Below are 23011 nucleotides of genomic sequence, written 5' to 3'. Positions count from 1 at the left end.
GGACCGGGTGGCGGCCTGGCGGCTCGCGGGCCCGGTGTCGGCCCGGCGGCACCGGGAAGCGTGCGGGACGTGCCCGCGGGCCGCCGGCCGGGGCCCGGTTCCGCGGCGCGGACCGCGCCGCGGCCGGCGGACGGCACGGCGGGCGACTGGAACAGCCTGACCCCGTCCGAGGTGCGGGTCGTCCGGCTGGTCGCCGAAGGGCTGACCAACCGGGAGACCGCCCAGCGGCTGGCGGTGTCCGCGCACACGGTGGACTCCCATCTGCGCCGCGCCTTCGCGAAGTTGGGCGTGTCGCGGCGGGTGGAGCTGGCCCGGTACGTGCTGGCGCACAGTCCCTCCGCGCAGGTCCCGGCGCCCACCTCGAAGTGACACCACCCAACCGACAGCGACAGGGAGACAGAGGAACCATGCGCGCTGCTGACGCCGCCCCTGCGGCCACCCGGACCGGGACGGTCCGGACCGAGGTGTCGGACGGTCCCGTCGTCGGCCGGCTGGAGGGGCCCGGCCACAGCGTGGCGGCGTACCGGGGAGTGCCGTACGCGGCCCCGCCCGTCGGACCGGACCGCTTCGGCCCGCCGCGCCCCCACCCCGGCTGGCGCGAACCGCTGCGCGCGGACGGCGCGGTGGGCACGGTGCCGCCGCAACTGCCGTCGCCGTTCGCGGCGTTGATGGGCGACCCGGTCGACCCGCCGCAGACGGAGGCCTGTCTGACGGTGAACGTCTGGGCTCCGGTGAACGGGGCCGGCCGCCGCCCCGTCCTGGTGTGGCTGCCCGGCGGCAGCTTCCTGACCGGCGGGGCGGACCTGCCCCGCTACGACGGCGCGGAGCTGGCGGCGCAGGAGGGCATCGTCGTCGTCCTGGTCAACTACCGCCTCGGCGCGCTGGGTTTCCTCGCCCCGTCGTGGGCAGGGCCCGCCACCGTGGAGGGCACGGGCACCTCCCTGTCGTTCCGTACGGCGCCGGGGACCACCCATGTCACCAACGCCGGGCTCCTCGACCAGATCGCGGCGCTGAGCTGGGTGAAACGGGAGATCCACGCCTTCGGCGGCGACCCCGGCCGGATCACCGTGATCGGCCAGTCGGCCGGCGGCCAGTCCCTCGCGGCGCTCCTGGCGCTGCCGCAGGTGCGCCCGCTGTTCCGCCGCGCGGCGCTGCACAGCGCGCCCCTGGGCATGGAACCGCTGACCCGCGAGGAGGCTGCGCGCACCGCGGACGCCTTCCTGGCCGCGCTGGACGGCGAGGACCCGCGGTCGGTGTCCGCCGAACGGCTGCTCCGGGCCCAGCGGCACGTGCTCACCCGGCCCCGGCCGCGCGGTGACGTACGGCCGCCGTTCCAGCTCGTCGCCGACGGCACCGTCGTCCCGGCCGATCTGCCGCGCGCGCTGCGCGACTCGCCGCCCGGGGACGGGCTGGACCTCCTCATGGGCGTCACGCGGCACGAGTGCGCCCTGTGGTACGGCAAGGACCCGGCGACGGCGCGGATGACGCGGGAGGAGGTCGCGGCGGAGTTCGCCGCGGTGTTCGGCGCCCGCGCCGAGGAGGCGCTGCGGCACTACTCCACGGGTGTGACGCCGCCGGTCGCGTTCGAGGAGCTGAAGACGGACGCGTTCTTCACCACGCCCACGCAGCGGTTCGCCGGCCTCGCGCAGGAGTGGGGCGCGGCCGTGCGGCTGTTCCGGTTCGACTGGCGGGTACCGGGCGGCAACGCGGCCCTGCGCGCCTGCCACTGCGTGGAGATCCCGTTCCTGCTGGGCCGCGCGGAGGCCCGCCGCGCCCCGATCTTCGCCGACGCGGACCAGGAGGAGATGGCCGCGCTGCGGGTGCGGGTGCGGAGCCTGTGGGGCGAGTTCGTGCGCTCCGGGATCCCGGCGGCCGACTGGCGGCCGTACCGCCGGGAGGACCCGGTCGTGCGGGTGGTGGGCGGCGAGCGGGACGGGGAGCTGCTGGACTCGCTGCCCGAGCCGGGCAGGCTGCCCCTGTGGGACTGACCGCCCACGCGAAGGTGCCGCCGGGACGAGGGTCCCGGCGGCACTCCGCGGAACGGCCGACGTGGCCGTGGGGCGTCAGGCGGCCAGCAGGACGCGGTCCAGGTCGCTCTGCGCGTTGTAGATGGTGCGCTCGGGGTCGGTGATGGCGCGGCGGCCGTGCATGACCCGGGTGTTGTCGATCAGCGCGACGTCGCCGTCGGCCCAGTCGAGTTCCTCGGTCAGTTCCTCGGTGACGGTCTCCACCTCCTTCATGATGTGGACGGGGATGTCCTGGCCGTCGGCGAAGGTGATGCGCGGCTTCTCGTAGTGGTTCGAGGGGCCGAGGATGCTGTTGGCGAAGGCCAGGCGCTCGCCGAAGAGGGTGCCGTGCGCGGCGGGGACCCGGTAGGCGTAGTGGATCGAGCCGTCGTCGAGCAGGTCGATGACGGTCTCACCGGGTCCGCCGGCCAGCTCGCGCAGCTGGTCCACGGTGACCGACGCCGCGTCGGAGCTGCCGAGGTGGAACGCGGTGAACGCCTTCCACTTGGCCTCCTCCACCCGGCGGCTGTAGACGATCTCCTGCTCCCGGAACATGGCGCGGGCCTCGTCGCTCAGCGCGTCCCACACCCGGTAGCCGTCGCACACCGTCGTCTGCGAGCCGGACGAGGCGGCCTTCTCGCAGAAGAACCAGGTGAGGGTGGGCGCGAACGGGCTGTTGCCGTTCTCCAGGTGCAGCCCGACCGCGTCGTACCCGGCGTCCACCTTCTGCGCCGTGGAGCCGCCGTGGAAGGTCCGCGCCGGGTCCAGCGTGACCCGCTCCGAGTGCGCTCCGACGAACGCCGAGAACTGCTCCAGATCCGGCTCGAATCCCCGCAGCAGCAGGAAGCCCGCCTCCCGCAGCGCCCCGATCACCTGCTCGCGCGGCAGGCCGGCGAGGGTGGTGCCGGGCTCGGCCGGCGTCAGGAGCAGTCCGGTGCCGGAGCCGTAGGAGGTCACACGCGCGTGGTCGATCATGGTTTCTCCTCTGATGGTCAGTCAGAAATGTGCCATGACAGGGGAAGTTGCCAGATGTGCGCTGCCGCGCCGGTCGCCGGGAGCGGCGCGGCGGGGGCGTCAGCCGAAGCGGCCCGCCGTGACCGCCGAGAGGACGGCGGAGCGGCGGGGCCGCCCGGTGACGGTGAAGAACTCGGCGTGCAGGGACTCGTCCGCGGGGACGAGGTGGGCGACCTCGACGCGTTCGACGTCGGAGAGCCGTTCGCGGCCCAGCGCGTCGAGTTCGGCGCGTACGGTGTCCAGGGAGGCGCGCGGGTCGACGAGGAACAGCCCGTGCAGGGCGGGCAGTCCGTCGCCGACGACCGCGACGGCCAGGACGGCGGGGTGGGAGCGGTACTGGGCCTCGACCCACTCGGGTGCCACGTTGCGGCCCGCGGCGGTGATGATGACGCTCTTCTTGCGGCCCTTGATCCAGATGTAGCCGTCGTCCTCGATGTCGGCGAGGTCTCCGGTGTGCAGCCAGCCGTCCTCGTCGACCTCGCACCCGGACGGGTCGTCACCGCCCTTGTAGCCCGCGAACAACGAGGTGCTCTTCACCAGCAGTTCGCCGTCGGGCGCGGTGCGCACCCGGACGTGGGCGAGCGGGCGGCCGACGCTGCCGTACCGGCGGGCGCCGGGTGTGTTCCAGCTGACCACGGAGCTGTTCTCGCTCAGCCCGTAGCCCTCGTGGACGGGGATCCCGTGGGCGTCGAGACGGCGCAGGGTGTCGGCGTCGACGGGCGCGCCGCCGCAGCACACCAGCGGCGCCTCGCCCCGCCCGAACAGCGCGGCGACCGGGTCGCGGCCGTCGGCGTGGGCCGCGTCCGCCGCGGTCAGCATCGCCTCGGCGAGCGCGGGGGTGACGACGAGGGCGGTGGGCCGCGCGGCGCGGAGGTGCGGCAGCACGGCGCGCGGGGCGAACGAGGAGGTGCCGACGAGCGGGACCTCGGGCGGCAGCAGGACGACCGTGCCGCCGTCGCACACCACCAGGTAGACGGCGGTGACCTGTTCGATGAGCAGGCTCATCGGGACCAGGGAGAGATAGCGGCGGTAGGCGCCGTCCGGCATCGCCGTGCGCAGGGAGCCGATCAGCTCGTCGAGGGCGGCCTCGCGGATGCACACGCCCTTGGGGCGCGAGGTGGTGCCGGAGGTGTGGATGATCTTGCAGAGGCGTTCGCCGGCGTCGGGGGACGGCGCATCCGGGAAGAGCGGGTCCGTGCCGTCCGGCTCCCGGTCGATGTCGAGCACCCGCAGCCGCGCGTCGGGGGGCAGGACCCGCGCCAGGCCCCATTCCTCGAGCCGTGCCGCGCCCGCCGCGTCGGCGAGGCAGACATCGATGTCCGCGAGCAGGGAGGCGGCCTGTTCGGCGGTGAACGCCAGCGGCACCACCACCTCGGCGCCGCCCGCGCCGAGGATCGCGAAGTCCGCGACGAGGAACTCGGGCCCGTTGGCGGTGACCACGCCCACCTGGAGCTGCGCGGGGTCGGTGGGATCGCCGGCCGGGCGGGCCTCGCGCTCGCGCACGGGGTGGGCGCGCAGGTCGGCGGCGAGGGCCGCGGCGGCGCCGACGATCCGGCGGTAGGAGTAGGAGCGGGCCACCGATCCGTCGGGGGCGAGGACGTCGACCAGCGGGCGGTCGTCCTCGGCCAGGGACGTCAGGCTCTTCTCAAGCGTGCGCACCGGACACCTCCCGGGCCGTGCCGACGAGGGTCCGCACGGCGAGTTCGACGAAGTTGTAGCGGCCGGTCAGGCTGTTGATCAGGTGTCCGATGCTGTCGAGCGGCACCACGCCGGTGGTGGGCGACCGGTCGTAGTAGGTGCCCCAGGAGGCCCGCTCGGCGTCGTCCATCCAGTCGGTGGTGGCCTGCCGCAGCGGCAGGAACGGCACGCCCGCGCCGGCCATGGACCGCTCCACCTTGTCGGTGACCGTGGCCAGGATGAATCGTTTCCCCTGACACCAGGCGATGATCGGCAGCAGCCGGATCAGCTCACCCCCGGCCCCGCCGGAACCCGCGAGCGGACCCACCTCGACGACCTCGTCGCGCTCGGGGGCGGCCTCCACCACCGACGCCAGGACACGCTCCACCGCGTCCCCGAGGTAGTTCTCCGAGAAGAACCCGCCGGGGCGCGGCCCGGTCAGACCCGCGCAGGCCACGATCGGTGCGCCGGCACTCTCCCGGACCGTCACGAAGCGGTCCGGTCTCGGCTCGGTCGTCGCCCCGTACACCTTCCGATAGCTGTTCTGGGCGAACGTCCGAGCCTCGTACCACTCGGACGTGCCGGACTCCGCGATGGCTATCTCCATGTCGAAACCCCTCTGTCGGCCCGGTCACCAGTTCACTTCGAGGTCGGAGTGCATCAGCTTCAGCACCAGCGGCGGCGGCAGCCGGTACTGGCGGCGCAGCAGCCAGGTGATCCGGCGCATCAGCCAGGCCGGCCGCCGGTCCAGCCACGTCAGCGACTCGTCGAGCGCGGTCAGGACGCGTTCGATGTCGGCCTCCGACACCGTCAGCGGCGGGTAGAAGCGCAGGACGGGCTGGTCCATCTGCTCGTTCAGGGAGTGCCCGAGGTGGATGCCGCGGGCGGCCATCTGCATCGAGATCAGGTTCTCGACGGACGGGTTGCGGGTGCGCAGCCCGGTCATCAGCCCGATGCCGGGGGCGTCGACGAGGTGGCGCGGATGCCTGCGCACCGCCCGCTTGAGCCCTTCGCGCAGCGCCCGGCCGACGGTCTCGGCCCGCTCGGGCAGGTTCCTGTCCCGCACCTCGCGGATGGTGGCCGCGGCGGCGGCCATGGACAGCGCGGAGACGGCCGTACCGTCCAGGACACCGGGGTACCACTGCGGGGACCGGCGGGCCCGCGCCAGCACCTCCTCGGTCATGGCGACCACCGCGACGGGCACGAACCCGCCGGTCAGCGCCTTGGACAGCAGCATGATGTCGGGCTCGACGCCGGAGTGCCCGACGGCGAACATCTTCCCGGTCCGCCCGAACCCGGTCTGGATCTCGTCGGCGACGAGCAGGGTGCCGGTCTCCCGGCAGGCCCGCGCCACCTCGGGCAGGAAATCGGCGGGCGGCACCCGCAGATACGCCCCGCCGAGCACCGGTTCGACGTAGACGGCGGCAACGTCACGCCCCCGCAGGGCCTCCCGTACGGCCCGTGCGTCGCCCGGCGGGACGACGACCAGGTCCTCGCCGGCGGGCGTGAAGTCGTCGCGGTGCTCGTGCTGGCCGAGCACGGTGAGGGCGCCGAGGGTCTTGCCGTGGTAGCCGCCCTCCACGATGACGATCTTGCGCCGGCCGGGCTGGGCCAGATAGGCGGCCCGCAGGGCGATCTCGGAGATCTCCGCGCCGGAGCAGCCCAGCGAGAACTCGGTGAGCCCGGCGGGCAGGATCTCGGTGAGCAGGCCGAACAGGTCGGCGGTCGCGGGGTGGACGGTGCCCGGCACCAGGGCAGGCGCGGTGTCCAGGGCGTCCAGGACGGCCGTACGCACCGCGTCGTTCTGGTGGCCGACGAGGAAGACGCCGTAGCTCCCGGCGAAGTCCAGGGCGCGGGAGCCGTCCTCGGCGAACACCTCGGTGCCGCGGGCGTGCGACTCCAGCTGCCGCCCGGCGGCGGCCAGCATCAGCGCGGCGGTGGGGTTCCAGTGGCGGCCCAGGGTGGTGAGGACCTGCTGGCGGTCCATGGCCGTCACCGCGGTCGCGGTGCTCATCGTCCGGCCTCCTCGGTGTCGAGCGCCTTCAGCGCCTCGGCGAGCCGCTGGAGGATCTGGTCGGTGTCCTCCCGGTCGGCGGTCAACGGCGGCGTGAGGGTGACCAGTTCACCGGCCGGCTCGCGGACCAGGACGTCCCGGGCGGCCAGTTCGGCGGCGAGCGTGCGGGCGGCGGCCGGGTCCGGGGTGCGCACCCACAGCAGGGAGCCGTCCGCGTGCAGTTCGACGGCGCCGGACAGCTGCTCGCGCAGCCGGAGCGCGGCCTGCTCGAACTCCCGCTGCCGGGCGGCGAGATCGTCACTGTTCACGGCGTCGAGTACGGCGCTCACGGCCGTCGCGGAGAGCGGGTTCGCGCCGAACGTGGAGCCGTGCAGGCTGGGGTTGCGGCGGCCGTAGACCCGGTCGTAGGCGGCCCGGGTCATCACCGAGACGCCCACGGGCACCGCGTCGGCGCCCAGCGTCTCGCCCATCACGAGGACGTCCGGGAAGATGCCGAGCGCACCGGTGCCGAGTGGGCGGCCGAGCCGCGCCGGGGCGGTGCGGCGCTCGTCGAGGACGAGCAGCGCGCCGGTGCGGTGGCAGCGCTCCCGCAGCGCCACCCACCAGTCGTGGGACAGCCGGCGCAACGGCCGCCCGGGCGTCGCCGGGGCGATCACCACCGCCGCCACCGACTCGTCGACCCGCTCCAGCAGTTCCTCCGGCGCGTCCGCGGGGACCGTACGGGGCCGCAGCGGCGCCCCCGGCAGCACGGCACTCCCCCGGCCCAGGGCACGCCCGTGGCTGAGCGCGCCGTAGTCCTCGCCGCGGATGCCGAGCGCGTACGGACGGTCCGGGTGGGTGCCCTTGGCCAGCTTGAACGCCGAGTCCAGCGCCTCGTCACCGCTGTTGCACAGGTACGACACGGACAGCGGCCCCGGGCAGAACTCCGCGAGCGCCGCCACCGCCCCGGCCAGCGGACGGCTGACCAGGATGCGGCTGGAGAGCGCGACCCGGCGGGCCTGCTCGGCGATGGCGGCCCGCACCCGCGGGTGAGCACCGCCGAACCCGCCGCTCGCGGCGTCCAGCACCACCCTGCCGTCCCGGGTCTCGATCCGGGCCCCCCGCTGCCGGGCCACCACGGGCACCGGCCGTTCGGAGGGGGCGCCGGGTGGGACGTCCCGGATCAGGTGCCGGTGGACGACGGCCACGGGATCGGCCGGGCCGGTCACGCCCACGTCGGACGAAACTGCAGATGTCATCTTCTCTTTCCCATCGGATGGTCACCAAGCGGGTGCCGGGCGGCACGGCGTCGCCGGGTCGGGCGGGCGTGCTGCGCGGCCGGAACGGTTCTCAGGGGTGTGAAGACGTGCAGCCGTAAGGCGAAGACGAAAGGTGAAGGTGAAAGGTGAAGGTGAAAGGTGAAGACGGGAGTAAGGGGCCAGGGGACGAGGGACAGGCGACGAGCGGCAGGCGACGAGGGACAAGGGGCAGGGGGACAAGGGGCAGGGGGACGGGGAGCGAAGGCGGATACGGCCGGCGCTCCCGCACCCCGCGGGGATCAGCGCTTGAGGGAGAGGGTCGCGTCGCGCCCCGCGCCGAGCCCGATGACGGCCATCAGGACACACAGCCCCACCAGCACGGCCAGGGGCACGCCCCAGCCGCCGGACAGGTCGTGCAGCGCGCCGACGCCGAACGGCCCGGCGGCGGCGAGCGCGTAGCCGACGCCCTGCGACATGCTGGACAGCCCGGCGGCGCTGTCGCCGTCACCGGCGCGCAGCCCGATGAGGGTCAGCGCGAGGCTGAACGCGGCGCCGCCGATGATGCCGAGGACCAGCGCCCACAGCCAGATCGTCCACATGGGCGCGACGACCACACCGATCAGCCCGACCGCGGTGCCGAGCGCCACGACCACACAGAAGCCGCGCTGCCCGCGCCCGCCCCGGTCGACGAAGAACGGCACGATCATGGACCCGGCGGCCTGGAGGAAGGTGATCGCCGACATCATGTATCCGGCGGCCTCCTCGCTCAGTCCGCGATCGACGCAGATGGCGGGCAGCCACCCGAAGATCACATAGGCGAGCAGGGCCTCCAGCCCGACGAAGGCGGTGACGAGCCAGGCGAGCCGGTCGCGCAGCAGCGGCCCGACGGAGGCCCGGCGGCCCTCGCTGCCGGCGACCCGCCGCATCCCGAACGGCAACCAGGCGACGATCCCCACCACCACGGGCACGGCGAGCAGCCCCAGCGACCCCCGCCAGTCCGTGCCGACGACGTCCTCCAGCGGGATCACCGCACCGGCCGCGGCGGCACCGCCGAAGGTGAGGGCCATGGTGTACGTGGCCATCATGAGCGGTACGCGGTCCGGGAACTCACGCTTGATCAGACTGGGCAGCACCACGTTGGCCACGGCGATGGCACCGCCGATCACCACGGTCCCGGCGTACAGCAGCGCCGTGGGCTCCAGCAGCCGCACCAGGATGCCCGCCAGCAGCACCGGCAGACACCCCAGCAGCACCCGGTCCTCGCCGAACCGGTGCCGCAGCGCCGGCCCCAGCCCCGCGAACACCCCGAGGCACAGCACCGGCAGCATGGTCAGCAGCCCCGCCCCGGTACCGGACAGCCGCAGATCCTCCTCGATCTGCGGGAGCAGCGGCCCCAGACTGGTGATGGCGGGACGCAGGTTGAGCGAGACAAGGATGATTCCGGCGATCAGACCGGCCTTGCGCGCGACGCGCGCCCCGGGCGCCGGAATGACCGGCGCGAGACCTGGTACAGAGCTTGATTGTTGAGTCACCGAACTTCTTCCTTCCCTCGCTGGCGAGGGCGTGATAGCGCTCTCTCGTTGCCGACGCAACGATCATCGCGAGAGCACGGGGCATGCCCATCCCGTGAATACGTGTACGGTGCACGGCATCCCGTAAGTACGTGACTGAGGCTCGCGGAGCGCAAGGCCCCGGGGCACCGCCGGTCGACGCGCGGGCGGCCGGAACGCGCCCCCACCGATGAGTTCACCGGCCCCGGACGGTCCACCCGGCACACCACCGTCCTCGACAGGAGTGCCATGTCCACCATCCAGCCGGTGATTCTGACCGCCCGCCACGATGTCCTGCTCGCCTTTTACCAGGAGTTGCTCGGCGCTGAGGAGATCTTCCGAGTGCCGGAGGAGGGACCGGTCTTCTACCTCGGCTTGCGCATCGGCGACACCGACCTCGGGCTGGTGGCCAAGCCGGACGTGGAGACCGGGGCGGCACCCCGAATCCTGCTCGGCATCGCCGTCGACGACGTCGACCGGACGCTGGGCCGGGTGGAGGATCTGGGCGGCACGGTCAGCGCTGGCCCCAGCGACATGCCGTGGGGCCAGCGCGTCGCCCACATCGAGGACCCCGACGGCAACCCGGTGAACCTGACCCAGCCGGTCCCGGCTCGGTGACGCGGTGCCGCCGGCGCCCCTTCAGCAGTCCGCGCTGCGGCGGACGCATACAGGGGGCGGGGGACGGCTCTCGTCCCGCTCGTGCTGCGCGGCCATCAGTGAGCCGCCCGTCAGGAGGGCCACCAGCAGGTGGACGATCACCGTCCGGCGGGCACGGAAGAACGCCCCGAGCAGGGCCATGACGAGTACGGCGATCAGCAGGACGCGCAGCCGCCCGATGTGCGCCAGGGCTGCGGCGTCGATGCCTGTCTGTTCGCCCTGTGCCGCCCGGACCTCCAGGCCGTAGCCGTACACCCGGTCCAGCCCGAGCCACCCGGTCTCCAGCAGGAACAGCGGGATGGCGAGAGCCAGGTCCGCTCCGGGGCTTGTCCGGCGCGACCAGGGTCGCCAGGGCTGCGGGGTGGGAGGGGCGTCGGTCATGGGTGCAGGATCGCGCGGCCCGTGGTGGCGCGCATGAGTAGCCGTGCTCAATGCCGGGCTCGCGGCTTCATCCGCTCGGAGCGGCTCGGGTGACTGCCGGAAACGGTCGGAAACGGTCGAGGGCCCCGGCTCACCTGAAGTGAACCGAGGCCCTGACCCGCGACTACGGAGCGGACTCCTTGTCGGGACGACAGGATTTGAACCTGCGACCCCTTGACCCCCAGTCAAGTGCGCTACCAAGCTGCGCCACGTCCCGTTGCGCTGTCCCGTGGTGAACCACGTGATCGCGCGGACAGCACTTTACCCCACCGGCCCGGCGGAGCCGAAGGGGGGCCGAAGGGCGGCCGAAGAGGTCCGGAGAGGGGGGCCGGGCGGGACAATCGTCGTATGGGTGGATCGGGAGACGGAAGCGGTATGCCGGAGGGCCGGGCGGGCGCGGCGGCGCGGGACCGGGACGCGGAGGGGCGGGCGCGGAACGCGCGGCCCCGCGACGGGCTGGGCCGGCCGCTGCCGTACGGGGCCGAGGGCGTGGAGCGACAGCCGGAGGGGGTCGTGCGGACGCCCGAGGAGAGCGTGGCGGAGGCGCAGGCGCTGCTGGACGCGGGAAAGCCGTTCCACGCGCACGAGGTGTTCGAGGACGCGTGGAAGTCGGGGCCGGACGAGGAGCGCGCGCTGTGGCGGGGGCTCGCCCAGCTCGCCGTGGGACTGACGCACGCGGCCCGCGGCAATGTCACCGGTGGCGCGCGGCTGCTGCGGCGGGGTGCGGGCGCGGTGCAGGAGTGGGCCGCGGCGTCCGGACGGCCGGAGCCGTACGGCATGGATCTGGCGGGTGTCGTGTCGTGGGCGCGGGACCTGGCGGAGGTCGTCGAAGCCGGGGCGGACGGCTCCGACGGGATCGGGGTCGGCGGGGCCGTGGTGGTGGACGCGCGGGCGCGGGCGCCCCGGCTGTACGGGACGTGACCCCACGGGGGCACTGCCGGTGGCGTACGGCAGACTCGGGGCGTGCGAAACATTCATGTCATCGGTATCGGCGCGGGCGACCCCGAGCAGCTGACCCTCCAGGCGGTGCGGGCGCTGCGCGGCACGGACGTGTTCTTCCTGCTCGACAAGGGCGAGGTGAAGTCGGACCTCACCCGCTTGCGCCGGGACATGCTGGAGACGCACCTGCCGGAGGGCACGTACCGGGTGGTCGAGGCCCGCGACCCCGAGCGGGACCGGCGCGCGGGCGGCGCGGCGTACTCCCCGGCCGTGGGCGACTGGCGCAGCGCCCGCGCCGACATCTACGAGCGGCTCGTGCGCGACGAGCTGGGCGAGGACGAGACCGGCGCGTTCCTGGTGTGGGGCGACCCGTCGCTGTACGACAGCACGCTGGGCATCCTGGAGGAGGTGCTGGCGCGGGGCACGGTCGCGTTCGACTACGACGTGGTGCCCGGGATCAGCAGTGTGTCCTCGCTGGTCGCCCGGCACCGCACCGGGCTGAACCGGGTGGCCGGTTCCGTGCAGATCACCACCGGGCGGCGGCTCGCCGAGGGATTCCCGGAGGGCGTGGACGACGTCGTGGTGATGCTGGACGCCCACCAGACCTTCCGGCAGTACGCCGACCAGGACATCCACATCTACTGGGGCGCCTATCTCGGCACCCCGGACGAGATCACCGTCTCCGGGCCCATCGCGGAGGCCGCGCCCCGCATCGAGCGGCTGCGGGCCGAGGCCCGCGAGCGCAAGGGGTGGATCATGGACACGTATCTGCTGCGGCGCCATCCCGAGCGCAGCTGACGGAAGGACCGGCGGACGCCCGGGGATCAGGCGGTCGCGGTCTCACGGCTCATCGCGCTGCGCCGCCGCCACTCGCTCCAGGACAGGTTCCATTCGCCGAAGCCGTTCTCCGGGGCGACGACGCCTTGGTGGCCTTGCCGGTGATCTCGAAATGAGGTGATCCGAAGGAAACCGCCTAAGCCGGGCCGCCGAGATCCAGCCACGCGAGGGCCTCCGGTACGCCGGGGACGGCGGCCACGCCGGCGGGCAGCGGTGGGCGCCGTACGACCACGACGGGCAGCCCCCGTTCACGGGCCGCGGTGAGCTTGGCGGCGGTCGCCTCTCCTCCGCTGTCCTTCGTCACCAGCACGTCGACGCGGTGCTCGCGCAGCAGCGCCAGCTCGTCGGCGACGGTGAAGGGGCCCCGCGCGAGCACCTGGGTCATATGGGGCGGCGTCGGCGGTTCGGCGGGCTCCACGGACCGTACGACGAAGTGGAGCCGCTCCAGGTGCGCGAAGGCCGCCAGGTCCATGCGGCCGGTGGTGAGGAGGACGCGGCGGCCCAGGTCCGGCAGCAGCTCGGCGGCCTCGGTCAGGGAGGCGGCCCAGTGCCAGCGGTCGAGGGGGCCGGGGCGCCAGCCCGGCCGGCGCAGCACCACCAGGGGCCGTCCGGCCGCGGCCGTGGCGCGCGCCGCGTTCGCGGTGATCGTGGCGGCGAAGGGGTGGGTGGCGTCGACCACGGCGTCCACGGCCTGGGCGCGGAGCCAGTCGGCGAGCCCGTCGGTTCCGCCGAAGCCTCCGACGCGTACGTCCCCGGCAACCGCTCCCGGCCGGGCGACCCGCCCCGCCAGCGAGGTGGTCACCCGTGTGCCCGGGCGTCCGGCCAGCTCGGCGGCGAGGTGGCGCGCCTCGGTGGTGCCGCCGAGGACGAGGATGTGGCGGGGCATGGCGTGGAGCGTATCGAACGGGGAGCGCATCGAACGTATGACGGCCCCGCCGCGTCGTAGGAGTGACCGGTGCGCCGGGAGACCCGGCCGTTCGTGGAAAGGACTCCGCCGTGACCGCTCTTCGCCCCACTCCGCCCGCCCAGCTCGCCGCCCCCCGGCTCGCCGCCGCCCTGCTGGCCGGCGGACTGATGGCGGCGACCGCCGCCTGCTCCGGTGAGGCGTCGCCCGACCCCACCGCCCGGCCCGGCTCCGGCTCGCGGACCGGCGCCGCCTGGACGGAGCCGGAGGCCTACTCCTACACCCTGGAGTCGAGCGGAGGAGAACGGGCCCTGCTGGGCAGCTACCGGGTGACCGTGCGGGACGGCCGGGTGACCGACGCCAGAGGGCTGGACGACAGCGCGCGTGACATGGTGAAGCGGCTGCCCGACCAGGTGCCCACCCTCGGCGGGCTGCTGCGTGAGCTGGAACGGGCGCGGCAGGAGAACGCGGACGAGGCGGCGGCCGAGTTCGCCGCCGACGGGCACCCGGTGCGCATCTCACTGGACTGGGACGCGAACGCCGTGGACGACGAGGCCCTGTACGTGATCAGCGACTACGCGCCCCGGACGTAGCGGCAGCCGTCCCCGGCCGGTCAGACGTTCACGCCGGTCAGGCGTCCCCGACCGGTCAGGCGTCCCCGACCGGTCAGCCTTCCCCGGCCGGTCAGGTGTCCGCGGGCTCGGTGGAGTCGACCGGCTGCCACGCGGGGCCGTCGCCGCCCCGGCGGACCCGTCCGAAGACCACGTCGGCGAAGTGGATGCCGAAGCCGATGGTGCCGGGGGCCGCGAGGTCGGCGACGAGGCGGTGCCGGTGCTCGGCGGCGCGGGCCGGGTCGTCGTCGAAGGCCGAGGTCCACTCGGGGTGGTCCGCCTGGATCGACGAGTGCAGGGCGTCACCGAAGGCGATCAGCCGCCGGCCGCCGGAGGTGATGACGTACTCGGTGTGGCCGGCCGTGTGGCCGGCGCCGATCCGCACGCGCACGCCGGGGAAGATCTCCTGACCGTCCTCCACCGTGCGCACACGCGGCGCCAGGGCGGCGATCTCCTCGGGCATGTCCGGCCCCGCCGACGGCTCGTACGGGGCCCATTCCGGCGCGGAGACCAGGAAGTCGGCCGCGGGGAAGACGGGCCGGCCGGTGCCCGGCAGGGGATGGCTCGCCCATCCGGTGTGGTCGGGGTGGAGGTGGGTGAAGGCCACCGCCTCGATGTCCTCGGCCCGGCGGCCGAGCCGGGCCAGCCGCTCCGGGAGCGCTCCCCCGTGGATCACGCCGCGCGGCCCGTCCGGGGCGGCCGGCCAGCGGCGCGGTCCGAAGCCCGCGTCGATGAGCAGCGCGCGGTCGCCGCGCTCCACCAGGAGGGCGCCGATGCTCGCCACCAGGTGACCCGCGTCGTCCAGGTACTCCGGGTGCGCGGCCCACACCGCGTCGTCCGAACCGAGCAGCAGTTCGCGCGGGCGCAGCCGCACATCGCCGTCCGGTACGTACGTGACCTTGGTGTCCCCCAGCCACAGCGAGCGGAGCACCCCCGGCCGCCGCAGGCGCTGCGACCACTCCGGTCGCGTCGTTTCCTCCCGCCGTTCCGTCCCGTTCGTCCGTTCGGCACGGTCGGTCAAGAAGTCGGTCACGGTTCTCCCCCAATGCTCGGTGTCGGGCGTCGGATGACTGCGACGACCATATGCGTAAAGCTAGAACCATTCAAGCTGTAATTATTCTGGCTTGATGAACTTGCTAGCATGGGGTCATGACGACGTCCCGTGAGCCGCACGCCATCGCCGAGCGGGAGCTGTGCGGTCTGGTGAACGGCCTGGCCCAGCGGATCGCCGAGCACGTACGCGAGCGCGCCGTCACCCTGGGCCTCACCGTCGCCCAGGCGACCGCCCTGCGGGAGATGACCGGGCCGATGACCATGCGCGAGCTCGCCGACCGCATGAGCTGCGAGCCGTCCAACGCCACCTTCGTCATCGACAAGCTGGAGAAACAGGGCCTGGTCGAACGCCGCGCCCACCCCACCGACCGCCGCGCCAAGCACCTCGTCCTCACCCCGGAGGGCACCGCCCTGCGCGACCGGCTCCTCGACGTCCTCACCCGTGAATCCCCGCTGGGCACCCTCACCCCCCAGCAGCAGGGCACCCTCAAGGACCTGCTGGAACAGGCGCTGAGCCGGGACTGAGGAGCCCCGCCTGCGGCACGCGCTGCTCAGCGCAGCAACAGCTGGAGGGCGCCCAGCACCGTCGCGGCGATCACCAGCCGCTCGAACAGCCGCTGGTCGATGCGGCTGACGGCCCACTTGCCGAGCAGCGCGCCGGGTACGACGAACAGCACCAGGGCCGCGTCGAGGAGCAGCGAGGGGCCGTCGATGAGGCCGAGGCCCGCGCTGAAGGGCACCTTGGACACGTTCACGATCAGGAAGAAGAACGCCGACGTGCCCAGGAAGCCCAGCTTCCGGAAGCCCGCCGACAACAGGTACAGGGCCATCACCGGTCCGCCCGCGTTCGCGACCATGGTGGTGAAGCCGCCGAGCACTCCGTACGCGCGGGCCTTGACCCGGCCCGCGCTGGTGGTGACCGCGTCCGGCTCCGCCGCCCTGTCCGCCGTACGCCGTCGCCACACCGTCAGCGCGGCCATCAGCAGCAGGATCGCGCCGATCGAGGTGCGGACGATCTCGTCGTCGGCCCACATCAGGAACGCGGTGCCGACGACGACTCCGGCCGCGACCGCCGGGAACAGCCGCCACAGGGTGGGCCAGTGGGCGTGGCGCCGGTAGGTGAGGACGGCGAGCAGGTCCCCGGCGATGAGCAGGGGCAGGAGCACACCGGTGGAGGCGCGGGCGGGCAGCACCGCCGCGAAGACGGCGAGGCTGATCGTGTTGGCACCGCTCACCGCGGTCTTGGAGAAGCCGACGAGCAGCGCCGCGACGGCGAGCGCGGCGAACTCCCAGCCGGTGAAGTGCCAGAGGGTCATCGTGTCCATGCGGGCACCGATGCTATGCACACGCATCCGGCCGGGGCCGCGCCGTCTCGCCTGGTGACACCGGGGACCGGACGCCTGAGCCGCGCGCCGCGCTCACCGCCCACCGCCCACCACCCGCAGCCCTCAGCCCGCAGCCCTCAGCCCTCAGCCCTCAGCCCTCAGCCCTCAGCCCTCAGCCCTCAGCAGCGCACACTCCGCCACCCGCCGCAGCCCACCCGCCGCAGCGCGCCCTCCCCCGTCAGACGTACCGCGCCCGCAGCTCCCGCTTCAGCACCTTCAGGCTCGGCCCGAGCGGCAGGGCGTCCGTGAACTCCACGCGCCGCGGGTACTTGTGGCGGCCCAGGCGCTCCTTGGACCAGCTGATGACGTCCTCCGCGTCCGGCGCGGCGCCCTGCGCGGGGACGACCACCGCGCAGACCTCCTCGCCGTGCAGCTCGTCCGGCAGGCCGACGACCGCGACCTGGGCGACGCCCGGGTGGCGCATCAGGACCTCCTCGACCTCGCGCGGGTAGACGTTGTAGCCGCCGCGGATGATCACGTCCTTCTTGCGGTCCACGATCCGCAGGAAGCCGTCCGCGTCCTTGGTGCCGAGGTCACCGGTGCGGAACCAGCCGTCGACCAGCGCCTCGGCGGTCGCCTCGGGGCGGCCGAGGTAGCCGGAGAAGACGTTGTGGCCCCGGATGACCACCTCGCCCAGTTCCTCCGGGGGAAGCAGCTCGATCCGGTCCTCGATGTCCGCGCGCGCGATCTCCACGTCGACGCCCCACAGCGGATGCCCGATGGTGCCCGCCCGGGTGCCGAACACCGGCTGGTTCACGGTCGCCGTCGGCGAGGTCTCCGACAGGCCGTAGCCCTCGTGGACCGGCACGCCGAAGGTCTCCTCGAACCGCTCCAGGACCGCCACCGGCAGCGAGGCCCCGCCGGAGACGCACACCCGCAGCCGGGGCAGGTCCGCCGCCTCGGCGGCCGCGGCGACGAGGGCGACGTACATGGTGGGCACCCCGTGGAAGGTGTCGACCCTCTCCCGCACCATCAGCTCGATCGCGCGCGCCGCGTCGAACCGGGGCATCAGCACGAGGGTGGCCCCGGCCCGCCAGGTGGAGTTGAGGGACACCGTCTGGCCGAAGGCGTGGAACAGCGGCAGCGCGCCCAGCGCGACGTCGTCGGGGCGGATGTCGTTGGCGTCGAAGGCGTTGACGGTCGCGTTCATCACCAGGTTGAGGTGGCTGAGCACGGCGCCCTTGGGCACGCCCGTGGTGCCGCTGGTGTAGAAGACGACGGCCGGGTCGTCGGCGTCGCGGGTGACGAACGTGGGCAGCGGCCCGGCCTTCGCGGCGAGTTCGCCGAACTCCTCGCCCAGGGTGACGACCCGCACCCCGGCGGCCCGCGCCGCGGCGGTTCCCGTCTCGGCCTGGGCCGGGTGGCACAGCAGCAGGGTGGCGCCGCTGTCCCTCAGCACGTGCTCGACCTCGCCGGGGGACAGCAGGAGGTGGACGGGGACGACGACACCGCCGGCCGCGACGATGGCGTAGTACGCCGTCGGGAACTCGGCCACGTTGGGCGCCATCAGGGCGACCCGGTCCCCGGGCCGTACGCCGAGCGCGGCGAGGGCGCCGGCGCGGGCGAGGGCGCGCTGCCAGACCTCGGCGAAGGTGAGGCGCAGGTCGCCTTCGACGAGGGCGGTTTTGGCCGGCCGGCGGCGCGCGTTCTCGGCGAGGATGCTCGCCAGGGACAGGGTTGCCATGGAGGGGGTTGCTCCGTTTCGTTGCGGCTCTGGTTCCGGATGCCCGGCCCGGGCTCCCCCGTCGAGTCGCCCGGGCTGCGGCTCGGTGCCCGTCGGAGTGCGGTCAGTGCCGTTCGACCAGCACCGCGCTTCCCTGCCCCACGCCCACGCACATGGTCGCCAGGCCGCGCGCGGCCCCCGTGCGGCGCATCCGGTGGAGCAGGGTGGTCAGGATGCGGGCGCCGGAGCAGCCGAGCGGGTGGCCGAGGGCGATGGCGCCGCCGGTGGGGTTGACCAGCTCGGGGTCGATGCCGAGCTGGTCGACGCAGGCGAGGGCCTGCGCGGCGAACGCCTCGTTGAACTCGGCCTCCTGGACGTCGCCGATGTCCCAGCCGGCCCGGGCGAGGACCTTGCGGGTGGCGGGGACCGGGCCGATGCCCATGACGTCGGGGTGGACGCCGGCCGAGCCGCCCGCGACATAGCGGCCGAGGGACTCCAGGCCGAGTTCGTTCAGGGCCTCCTCGCTGACCAGCAGCAGTCCGGCGGCGCCGTCGTTCATCGGCGAGGCGTTTCCGGCGGTGACGGTGCCGCCGTCGCGGAAGACCGGCTTGAGGCGGGACAGCTTCTCGTAGGAGGTGTCCTCCCGGACGCATTCGTCGCTGTCGACGACGACGCCGTCGGGGCGGGTGACGGGCAGGATCTCGTCGTCGAAGTGGCCGTTCTTGCGGGCGAGGGCGGCCCGCTGGTGGCTGCGCAGGGCGAACTCGTCCTGGCGTTCGCGGTCGACGCCGTACCGCGCGGCGACCTCTTCGGCGGTCTCGCCCATGGACAGCAGCCCGTGCAGTTCCCGCATCGCCGGGTTGACCAGGCGCCAGCCGAGCCGGGTGTCGGCGGTCTCGATGCGGTGGGGCAGCGCCTCGTCGGGGCGGGGCAGGACGAAGGGGGCGCGGCTCATGGACTCGGAGCCGCCCGCGAGCACGATGTCCGCCTCGCCCGCGGCGATGGTGCGGGCGGCGGTGGTGACGGCCTCCAGGCCGGAGGCGCACAGCCGGTTGACCGTGGCGCCGGGCACCGAGTCGGGCAGCCCCGCGAGCAGGGCGGCCATGCGGGCGACGTTGCGGTTGTCCTCGCCGGCCTGGTTGGCGGCGCCCCAGTAGACGTCGTCGATCCGGGCCGGGTCCAGCGCGGGCACGTCGGCGACCAGGCCGCGGATCACGGTGGCGGCGAGGTCGTCGGGCCGTACCGAGGACAGGGCTCCGCGCAGCTTGCCGATGGGGGTGCGGCGGGCGGCCGCGAAGTGGACGGGACGCACGAGTGGACTCCTGACCGTCATCGCTCAGCGGACAAGGGCAGTACCGGGGGCGATGTGGAGCGCCCATTAATTAGCACTGCTAGTTTTGGACTATAGACCTCCGCACCGCTCCCTGGGAAGATCCCCCGGAACCTTCCGCATCCATTCCCGACGCGACCGGAGGAGCCATGACGACCGACCCCCGCGAGCACGTTCTCACCGGAACGCGGGGCGCGCTCGCCGTCCGCGAGTGGCCGCACCCCCGCCCCCGGTACACCGCCCTCGTGGTGCACGGCTACGGCGAGCACAGCGGCCGGTACGCGGACCTGGCCGGCGTCCTGACCGGGCACGGCGCCACCGTGTTCGGGCCCGACCACATGGGCCACGGCCGGTCGGCGGGCGAGCGGGTGGTGATCGAGGACTTCGAGGACGTCGTCGGCGATGTGCACACCGTGGCGCGGCTCGCCCGCTCCGCGCACCCGGACGTACCGATGGTGATGATCGGCCACTCCATGGGCGGGCTCATCGCCGCCCGGTACGCCCAGCGGTACGGCGCCGGCCTCGCCGCCCTGGTGCTGTCCGGGCCGGTGATCGGCACCTGGGAGACGCCCGCGCGGCTGCTCGCCCACGACGCGGCGCACGGCGAGGTCCCGGACGTCCCGGTCAGCCCCGCCGCGCTGTCCCGGGACCCGGCGGTGGCGGCGGCCTACGCGGCGGACCCGCTGGTGTGGCACGGGCCGATGAAACGGCCGACGCTGCGGGCGTTCGTCCGGACCCTGGAGGACGTCGCCGAGGGCGGTGACGCGGGCCCGCTGCCGCTGCTGTGGCTGCACGGCGACGACGACCGGCTGGTGCCCCTCGCGGGCAGCCGTACGGGCGTGCGGCGGCTGAGCGGCGGGACGGCGGCCGAGCGGATCTTCCCGGGCGCGCGGCACGAGGTGTTCCACGAGACGAACCGCGCGGAGGCGTTCGCGGAGGTGACGGCGTTCGTGGACCGGGTCCTCGGAGACTGACCGGCCCGGGGCCTCGGAGACTCACCGCGGGTCCTGGGAGGCTGACCGGACGGCCCTCGGAGGCTGACCGGGCAGGTCCTCGGAAACTGACCGGACGGTCCTCGGAGACTGACCGGCACGGAGCCGCCACCCTCCCGGACCTCCCTCTCACCACCTGCGCGCGCCGCGTTTGCGCTGGTACACGCGGGGCACCCGCGCCCCCATGGAGGGGTCGCGGCGATCGGCCGCCGAACGCGTCCGCGCGCGCCGCGCCGCTCCGCACGACCGACAACCCTCGCACGAGGTGAGAAGGAGAAGCGCCCCATGACCGTCGTGAAGAGCACACTGCCCGACGACGCCCGCCGGGTCGCCTGCGACGCGCTGCAGGACACGCTGGTGGATCTGGTCGGGCTGTCACTGATCGGGAAGCAGGCGCACTGGAACATCGTGGGCCCGCGGTTCCGTTCGATCCACCTGCAGCTGGACGAGGTGGTCGCGACCGCCCGCGCCCACTCGGACACGGTGGCGGAGCGGTGCGCGGCGCTGGGCGTGCCGCCGGACGGCCGCCCGGAGACCGTCGCCGCCCGGTTCTCGCTGCCCAGCCCGAAGGAGGGCTGGGTGCGCGACAACGATGCGGTCCAGGTGCTGGTGGAGTCGCTGGAGGCGGCTATCGGCCGGCTGCGGGAGCGCATCGAGGCCACCGACGGTCCGGATCCGGTCACCCAGGACCTGCTGATCGCCATCACGGCCGACCTGGAGAAGCAGCGCTGGATGTTCGACGCCGAGAACTTCCCGCGCCAGGACTGACCCCTACGGACGCACCACAGGGAAGGGGCAGGCCATGACGCATTCCGCCGGACTCGACGCGCTGTGGGAGGACTTCCACCACGTCGTGAACATGACCTCCCGGGAGCTGGACGCCTGGCTGCGGACCCGGGACGCCGGCGAGCGGACCGAGCCGCTGCCGGACCAGGCGGGCCCCCCGCTCGGACAGCAGGTGCTCGCCGTCCTGCGCAAGCGGCGTACCGACCTCACCGACGAGGACGTCCGGGTGATGACGAAGGTCGTGGAGATGGTGTCCGGACAGACGGACCTGGCGAACGAGCCGGAGCCCGCGCGCACCAGCCGCCGCCATGCGCTGATGTCGATCGGACACGACCCGCTCAAGCCGTGACCGACCCGCGGCGCGTGGTGCGCGAACTGACCCGTGCGCACGGCCAAACCTATGCCGAGGAGGCGGGCATCCGGCTGCGGGACACCCCCCAGCCGCTGTACCGTCTGCTGGTGCTGTCCGTGCTGCTCAGCGCCCGTATCCGGGCCTCGGTCGCGGTGGCGGCGGCCCGCGCCCTGCACGAGGCGGGGCTGCGGGATCCGCGCCGGATGGCCGAGGCCGGCCGGCGGCGTCGGGTGGCCGCCCTCGGCGAGGCCGGTTACCGGCGCTACGACGAGCGCACCGCGACGATGCTCGCTGACGGCGCCCGGCTGCTGACCGAGCGCTGGGGCGGCGATCTGCGCCGGCTGCGCGCGGAGGCGGACGGCGATCCCGGCGCGCTGCGCCGGCTGCTCCAGGAGGTGCCCGGTCTGGGCCCGGCCGGCGCGGACATCTTCCTGCGCGAGGTGCAGCGGGTCTGGCCGGAAGTCGCCCCCTTCGTCGACGGCAAGGCGCTGTCGGGAGCGCGGCGGCTGGGGCTGCCGGAGGACCGTGACCGGCTGCTGGAGGCGGCCGGTGACACCGAACCGGCCGTCCTGGCCGCCGCGTTGGTGCGGGCGGCGCTGGAGAAGCAGGTGGCCGGCGACACTCTCCGCCGCGCCGCGTGATCGTGTCAGACTGCTCGCAGCCCCGCCCCCTGCGCGGGGCCCGCGCAGCAGAGGAGAGACGTGTGACGGGGACCGAGCCGGCCGCAGCGAGGATCGACACGACGCGGCCCCATCCGGCCCGGGTGTACGACTGGTATCTCGGCGGCAAGGACAACTACCCGGTCGACGAGGAACTGGGCCGGCAGATCATGGCGATCGACGACGGCGCCCCGCGCGCCGCGCGCGCCAACCGCTGGTTCATGCAGCGGGCCACCCGGCTGCTGGTCCGCCGGGAGGGCATCCGGCAGTTCCTCGACATCGGCTCCGGCATCCCCACCGAACCGAATCTGCATCAGATCGCCCAGTCGGCGGCCCCGGAGTCGCGGGTGGTCTACGTCGACAACGACCCGATCGTCCTCGCCCATGCCGAGGCCCTGCTGCGCGGCACTCCCGAGGGCGCCACGGACTACGTCCAGGCGGACGCGCGGGACCCGCGCCGCATCCTCGAACAGGCCGCGCAGGTCCTCGACTTCGACCGGCCGGTCGCCCTGTCCCTGATCGCGCTGCTGCACTTCGTCGCGGACGAGGACGGCGCCTACGAGCTGGTGGACACCCTCGTCGACGCGCTGGCGCCGGGCAGTTGCCTGGTGCTGTCGGCGATGACCGCCGACTTCGAGCCGGAGAACGTCCGGCGCGGCATCGCGGCGTACACGGCGGGCGGGGTGACCCTGGTGGCCCGCTCACGGGACGAGATGGCCCGCTTCTTCAAGGGCCTCGAGGTGCTGGACCCCGGCATCGTGTCGGTCGCCGACTGGCGTCCGGAGCTGGCCGAGAACGAGTCGGACCTGGGCCGCGGGCCGGTGTCGCTGTACGGCGCGGTGGGCCGCAAGGTCTGAGGTCCGCGCGGTGGAGCCGGGCCGGGCGAGCCGCCGGTGCTCGTCGCGGGTGGTCAACCCGGCTACG

The 23011-nt window shown here is 73.9% G+C and carries 24 protein-coding genes and 1 tRNA gene; 12 read left to right on the top strand and 13 right to left on the bottom strand.

The window, feature by feature from the left end; all coding sequences use genetic code 11:
* Both AB0K92_RS28650 and AB0K92_RS28645 read left to right on the top strand, forming a co-directional pair.
* The coding region (locus AB0K92_RS28650; protein WP_365927564.1) for a helix-turn-helix transcriptional regulator at positions 1–369 on the top strand (369 nt) is incomplete at its 5' end.
* A 38-nt stretch (positions 370–407) separates the two neighbouring features.
* A complete protein-coding gene (locus tag AB0K92_RS28645; protein ID WP_365927562.1) occupies positions 408–1988 on the top strand; it encodes a carboxylesterase family protein in 1581 nt (526 codons plus the stop codon).
* 75 nt (positions 1989–2063) lie between these two features.
* Here AB0K92_RS28645 and AB0K92_RS28640 read toward each other — a convergent pair whose 3' ends face one another.
* From AB0K92_RS28640 to AB0K92_RS28615, 6 genes are all read right to left on the bottom strand, one after another.
* On the bottom strand, positions 2064–2981 hold the full coding sequence (locus AB0K92_RS28640) for a TauD/TfdA family dioxygenase (protein WP_365927560.1): 918 nt from the start codon (positions 2979–2981) through the stop codon (positions 2064–2066).
* Between the two features lie 99 nt (positions 2982–3080).
* Positions 3081–4679, bottom strand: a complete 1599-nt coding sequence (locus tag AB0K92_RS28635) for an AMP-binding protein (RefSeq protein WP_365927558.1) — start codon at positions 4677–4679, stop codon at positions 3081–3083.
* Entirely contained in the window at positions 4666–5304 is a 639-nt protein-coding gene (locus AB0K92_RS28630) for a thermostable hemolysin (protein WP_166003554.1), read from the bottom strand. Before AB0K92_RS28630 ends, AB0K92_RS28635 begins: the two co-directional genes overlap by 14 nt.
* 24 nt (positions 5305–5328) lie before the next feature.
* Entirely contained in the window at positions 5329–6711 is a 1383-nt protein-coding gene (locus AB0K92_RS28625; RefSeq protein ID WP_365927555.1) for an aspartate aminotransferase family protein, read from the bottom strand.
* A complete protein-coding gene (locus tag AB0K92_RS28620) occupies positions 6708–7949 on the bottom strand; it encodes an aminotransferase class III-fold pyridoxal phosphate-dependent enzyme (RefSeq protein WP_365927553.1) in 1242 nt (413 codons plus the stop codon). The genes AB0K92_RS28625 and AB0K92_RS28620 overlap by 4 nt, the downstream gene beginning before the upstream one ends.
* Positions 7950–8248: 299 nt before the next feature.
* Positions 8249–9481 carry an MFS transporter gene (locus AB0K92_RS28615; RefSeq protein WP_365927551.1) on the bottom strand — a complete coding sequence of 411 codons (1233 nt, stop codon included), beginning with the start codon at positions 9479–9481 and terminating at the stop codon, positions 8249–8251.
* Positions 9482–9748: 267 nt separating this feature from the next.
* Here AB0K92_RS28615 and AB0K92_RS28610 point away from each other — a divergent pair, with 267 nt between their 5' ends.
* Complete coding sequence (locus AB0K92_RS28610; protein WP_365927549.1) at positions 9749–10117, top strand: VOC family protein; 369 nt, start codon at positions 9749–9751, stop codon at positions 10115–10117.
* A 21-nt stretch (positions 10118–10138) separates the two neighbouring features.
* Here the strand turns inward: AB0K92_RS28610 and AB0K92_RS28605 are convergent, their stop codons facing one another.
* Positions 10139–10537: a DUF6234 family protein gene (locus tag AB0K92_RS28605; protein ID WP_365927547.1), complete on the bottom strand. Its 399-nt coding sequence runs from the start codon at positions 10535–10537 to the stop codon at positions 10139–10141.
* Positions 10538–10719: 182 nt separating this feature from the next.
* Positions 10720–10793: transfer RNA gene (locus tag AB0K92_RS28600), tRNA-Pro, on the bottom strand.
* Positions 10794–10924: 131 nt separating this feature from the next.
* On the opposite strand from AB0K92_RS28600, the gene AB0K92_RS28595 reads away from it, so the two are divergent.
* Positions 10925–11497 (top strand): DUF309 domain-containing protein, encoded by a 573-nt coding sequence (locus AB0K92_RS28595; RefSeq protein ID WP_365927545.1) that lies wholly within the window; start codon positions 10925–10927, stop codon positions 11495–11497.
* Positions 11498–11539: 42 nt separating this feature from the next.
* Positions 11540–12313, top strand: a complete 774-nt coding sequence (gene cobF, locus AB0K92_RS28590) for a precorrin-6A synthase (deacetylating) (RefSeq protein ID WP_365927543.1) — start codon at positions 11540–11542, stop codon at positions 12311–12313.
* A 175-nt stretch (positions 12314–12488) separates the two neighbouring features.
* On the opposite strand, the gene AB0K92_RS28585 is transcribed toward cobF, so the two are convergent.
* Complete coding sequence (locus tag AB0K92_RS28585; RefSeq protein ID WP_365927541.1) at positions 12489–13238, bottom strand: cobalt-precorrin-6A reductase; 750 nt, start codon at positions 13236–13238, stop codon at positions 12489–12491.
* Positions 13239–13348: 110 nt separating this feature from the next.
* Between AB0K92_RS28585 and AB0K92_RS28580 the strand changes: the two genes are divergently transcribed.
* Positions 13349–13849, top strand: coding sequence for a DUF6174 domain-containing protein (locus AB0K92_RS28580; protein ID WP_365927539.1), 501 nt, complete (start codon positions 13349–13351; stop codon positions 13847–13849).
* 91 nt (positions 13850–13940) lie between these two features.
* On the opposite strand, the gene AB0K92_RS28575 is transcribed toward AB0K92_RS28580, so the two are convergent.
* Positions 13941–14786: an MBL fold metallo-hydrolase gene (locus tag AB0K92_RS28575; protein ID WP_365927571.1), complete on the bottom strand. Its 846-nt coding sequence runs from the start codon at positions 14784–14786 to the stop codon at positions 13941–13943.
* Between the two features lie 230 nt (positions 14787–15016).
* Here AB0K92_RS28575 and AB0K92_RS28570 point away from each other — a divergent pair, with 230 nt between their 5' ends.
* Positions 15017–15445: a MarR family transcriptional regulator gene (locus AB0K92_RS28570; RefSeq protein WP_365927537.1), complete on the top strand. Its 429-nt coding sequence runs from the start codon at positions 15017–15019 to the stop codon at positions 15443–15445.
* Positions 15446–15471: 26 nt separating this feature from the next.
* Here the strand turns inward: AB0K92_RS28570 and AB0K92_RS28565 are convergent, their stop codons facing one another.
* The 3 genes from AB0K92_RS28565 to AB0K92_RS28555 form a co-directional block, all read right to left on the bottom strand.
* A complete protein-coding gene (locus tag AB0K92_RS28565; RefSeq protein WP_365927535.1) occupies positions 15472–16245 on the bottom strand; it encodes a sulfite exporter TauE/SafE family protein in 774 nt (257 codons plus the stop codon).
* 238 nt (positions 16246–16483) lie between these two features.
* Positions 16484–17989, bottom strand: a complete 1506-nt coding sequence (locus AB0K92_RS28560) for a long-chain fatty acid--CoA ligase (protein WP_365927533.1) — start codon at positions 17987–17989, stop codon at positions 16484–16486.
* Between the two features lie 103 nt (positions 17990–18092).
* The gene (locus AB0K92_RS28555; RefSeq protein WP_365927531.1) at positions 18093–19280 is read right to left on the bottom strand and encodes a thiolase family protein; all 1188 of its coding nucleotides are present in this window, start codon (positions 19278–19280) and stop codon (positions 18093–18095) included.
* A gap of 167 nt (positions 19281–19447) precedes the next feature.
* Between AB0K92_RS28555 and AB0K92_RS28550 the strand changes: the two genes are divergently transcribed.
* The 5 genes from AB0K92_RS28550 (at position 19448) to AB0K92_RS28530 (ending at position 22944) form a co-directional block, all read left to right on the top strand.
* Positions 19448–20272 (top strand): lysophospholipase, encoded by an 825-nt coding sequence (locus tag AB0K92_RS28550; RefSeq protein ID WP_365927529.1) that lies wholly within the window; start codon positions 19448–19450, stop codon positions 20270–20272.
* A gap of 303 nt (positions 20273–20575) precedes the next feature.
* Positions 20576–21058 (top strand): DNA starvation/stationary phase protection protein, encoded by a 483-nt coding sequence (locus AB0K92_RS28545; protein WP_166003530.1) that lies wholly within the window; start codon positions 20576–20578, stop codon positions 21056–21058.
* Between the two features lie 34 nt (positions 21059–21092).
* Positions 21093–21425: a DUF3140 domain-containing protein gene (locus AB0K92_RS28540; RefSeq protein WP_365927527.1), complete on the top strand. Its 333-nt coding sequence runs from the start codon at positions 21093–21095 to the stop codon at positions 21423–21425.
* Entirely contained in the window at positions 21422–22069 is a 648-nt protein-coding gene (locus AB0K92_RS28535; RefSeq protein WP_365927525.1) for an endonuclease, read from the top strand. Before AB0K92_RS28540 ends, AB0K92_RS28535 begins: the two co-directional genes overlap by 4 nt.
* Before the next feature lie 62 nt (positions 22070–22131).
* Positions 22132–22944, top strand: coding sequence for an SAM-dependent methyltransferase (locus AB0K92_RS28530; protein ID WP_365927523.1), 813 nt, complete (start codon positions 22132–22134; stop codon positions 22942–22944).
* Positions 22945–23011: the final 67 nt, after the last annotated feature.

It is taken from the genome of Streptomyces sp. NPDC052687, from assembly GCF_040678395.1.
Taxonomy (GTDB): domain Bacteria; phylum Actinomycetota; class Actinomycetes; order Streptomycetales; family Streptomycetaceae; genus Streptomyces.
The sequence above is the reverse complement of the archived record's forward strand: the minus strand, read 5'-3'. Positions and strand labels throughout refer to the sequence as shown.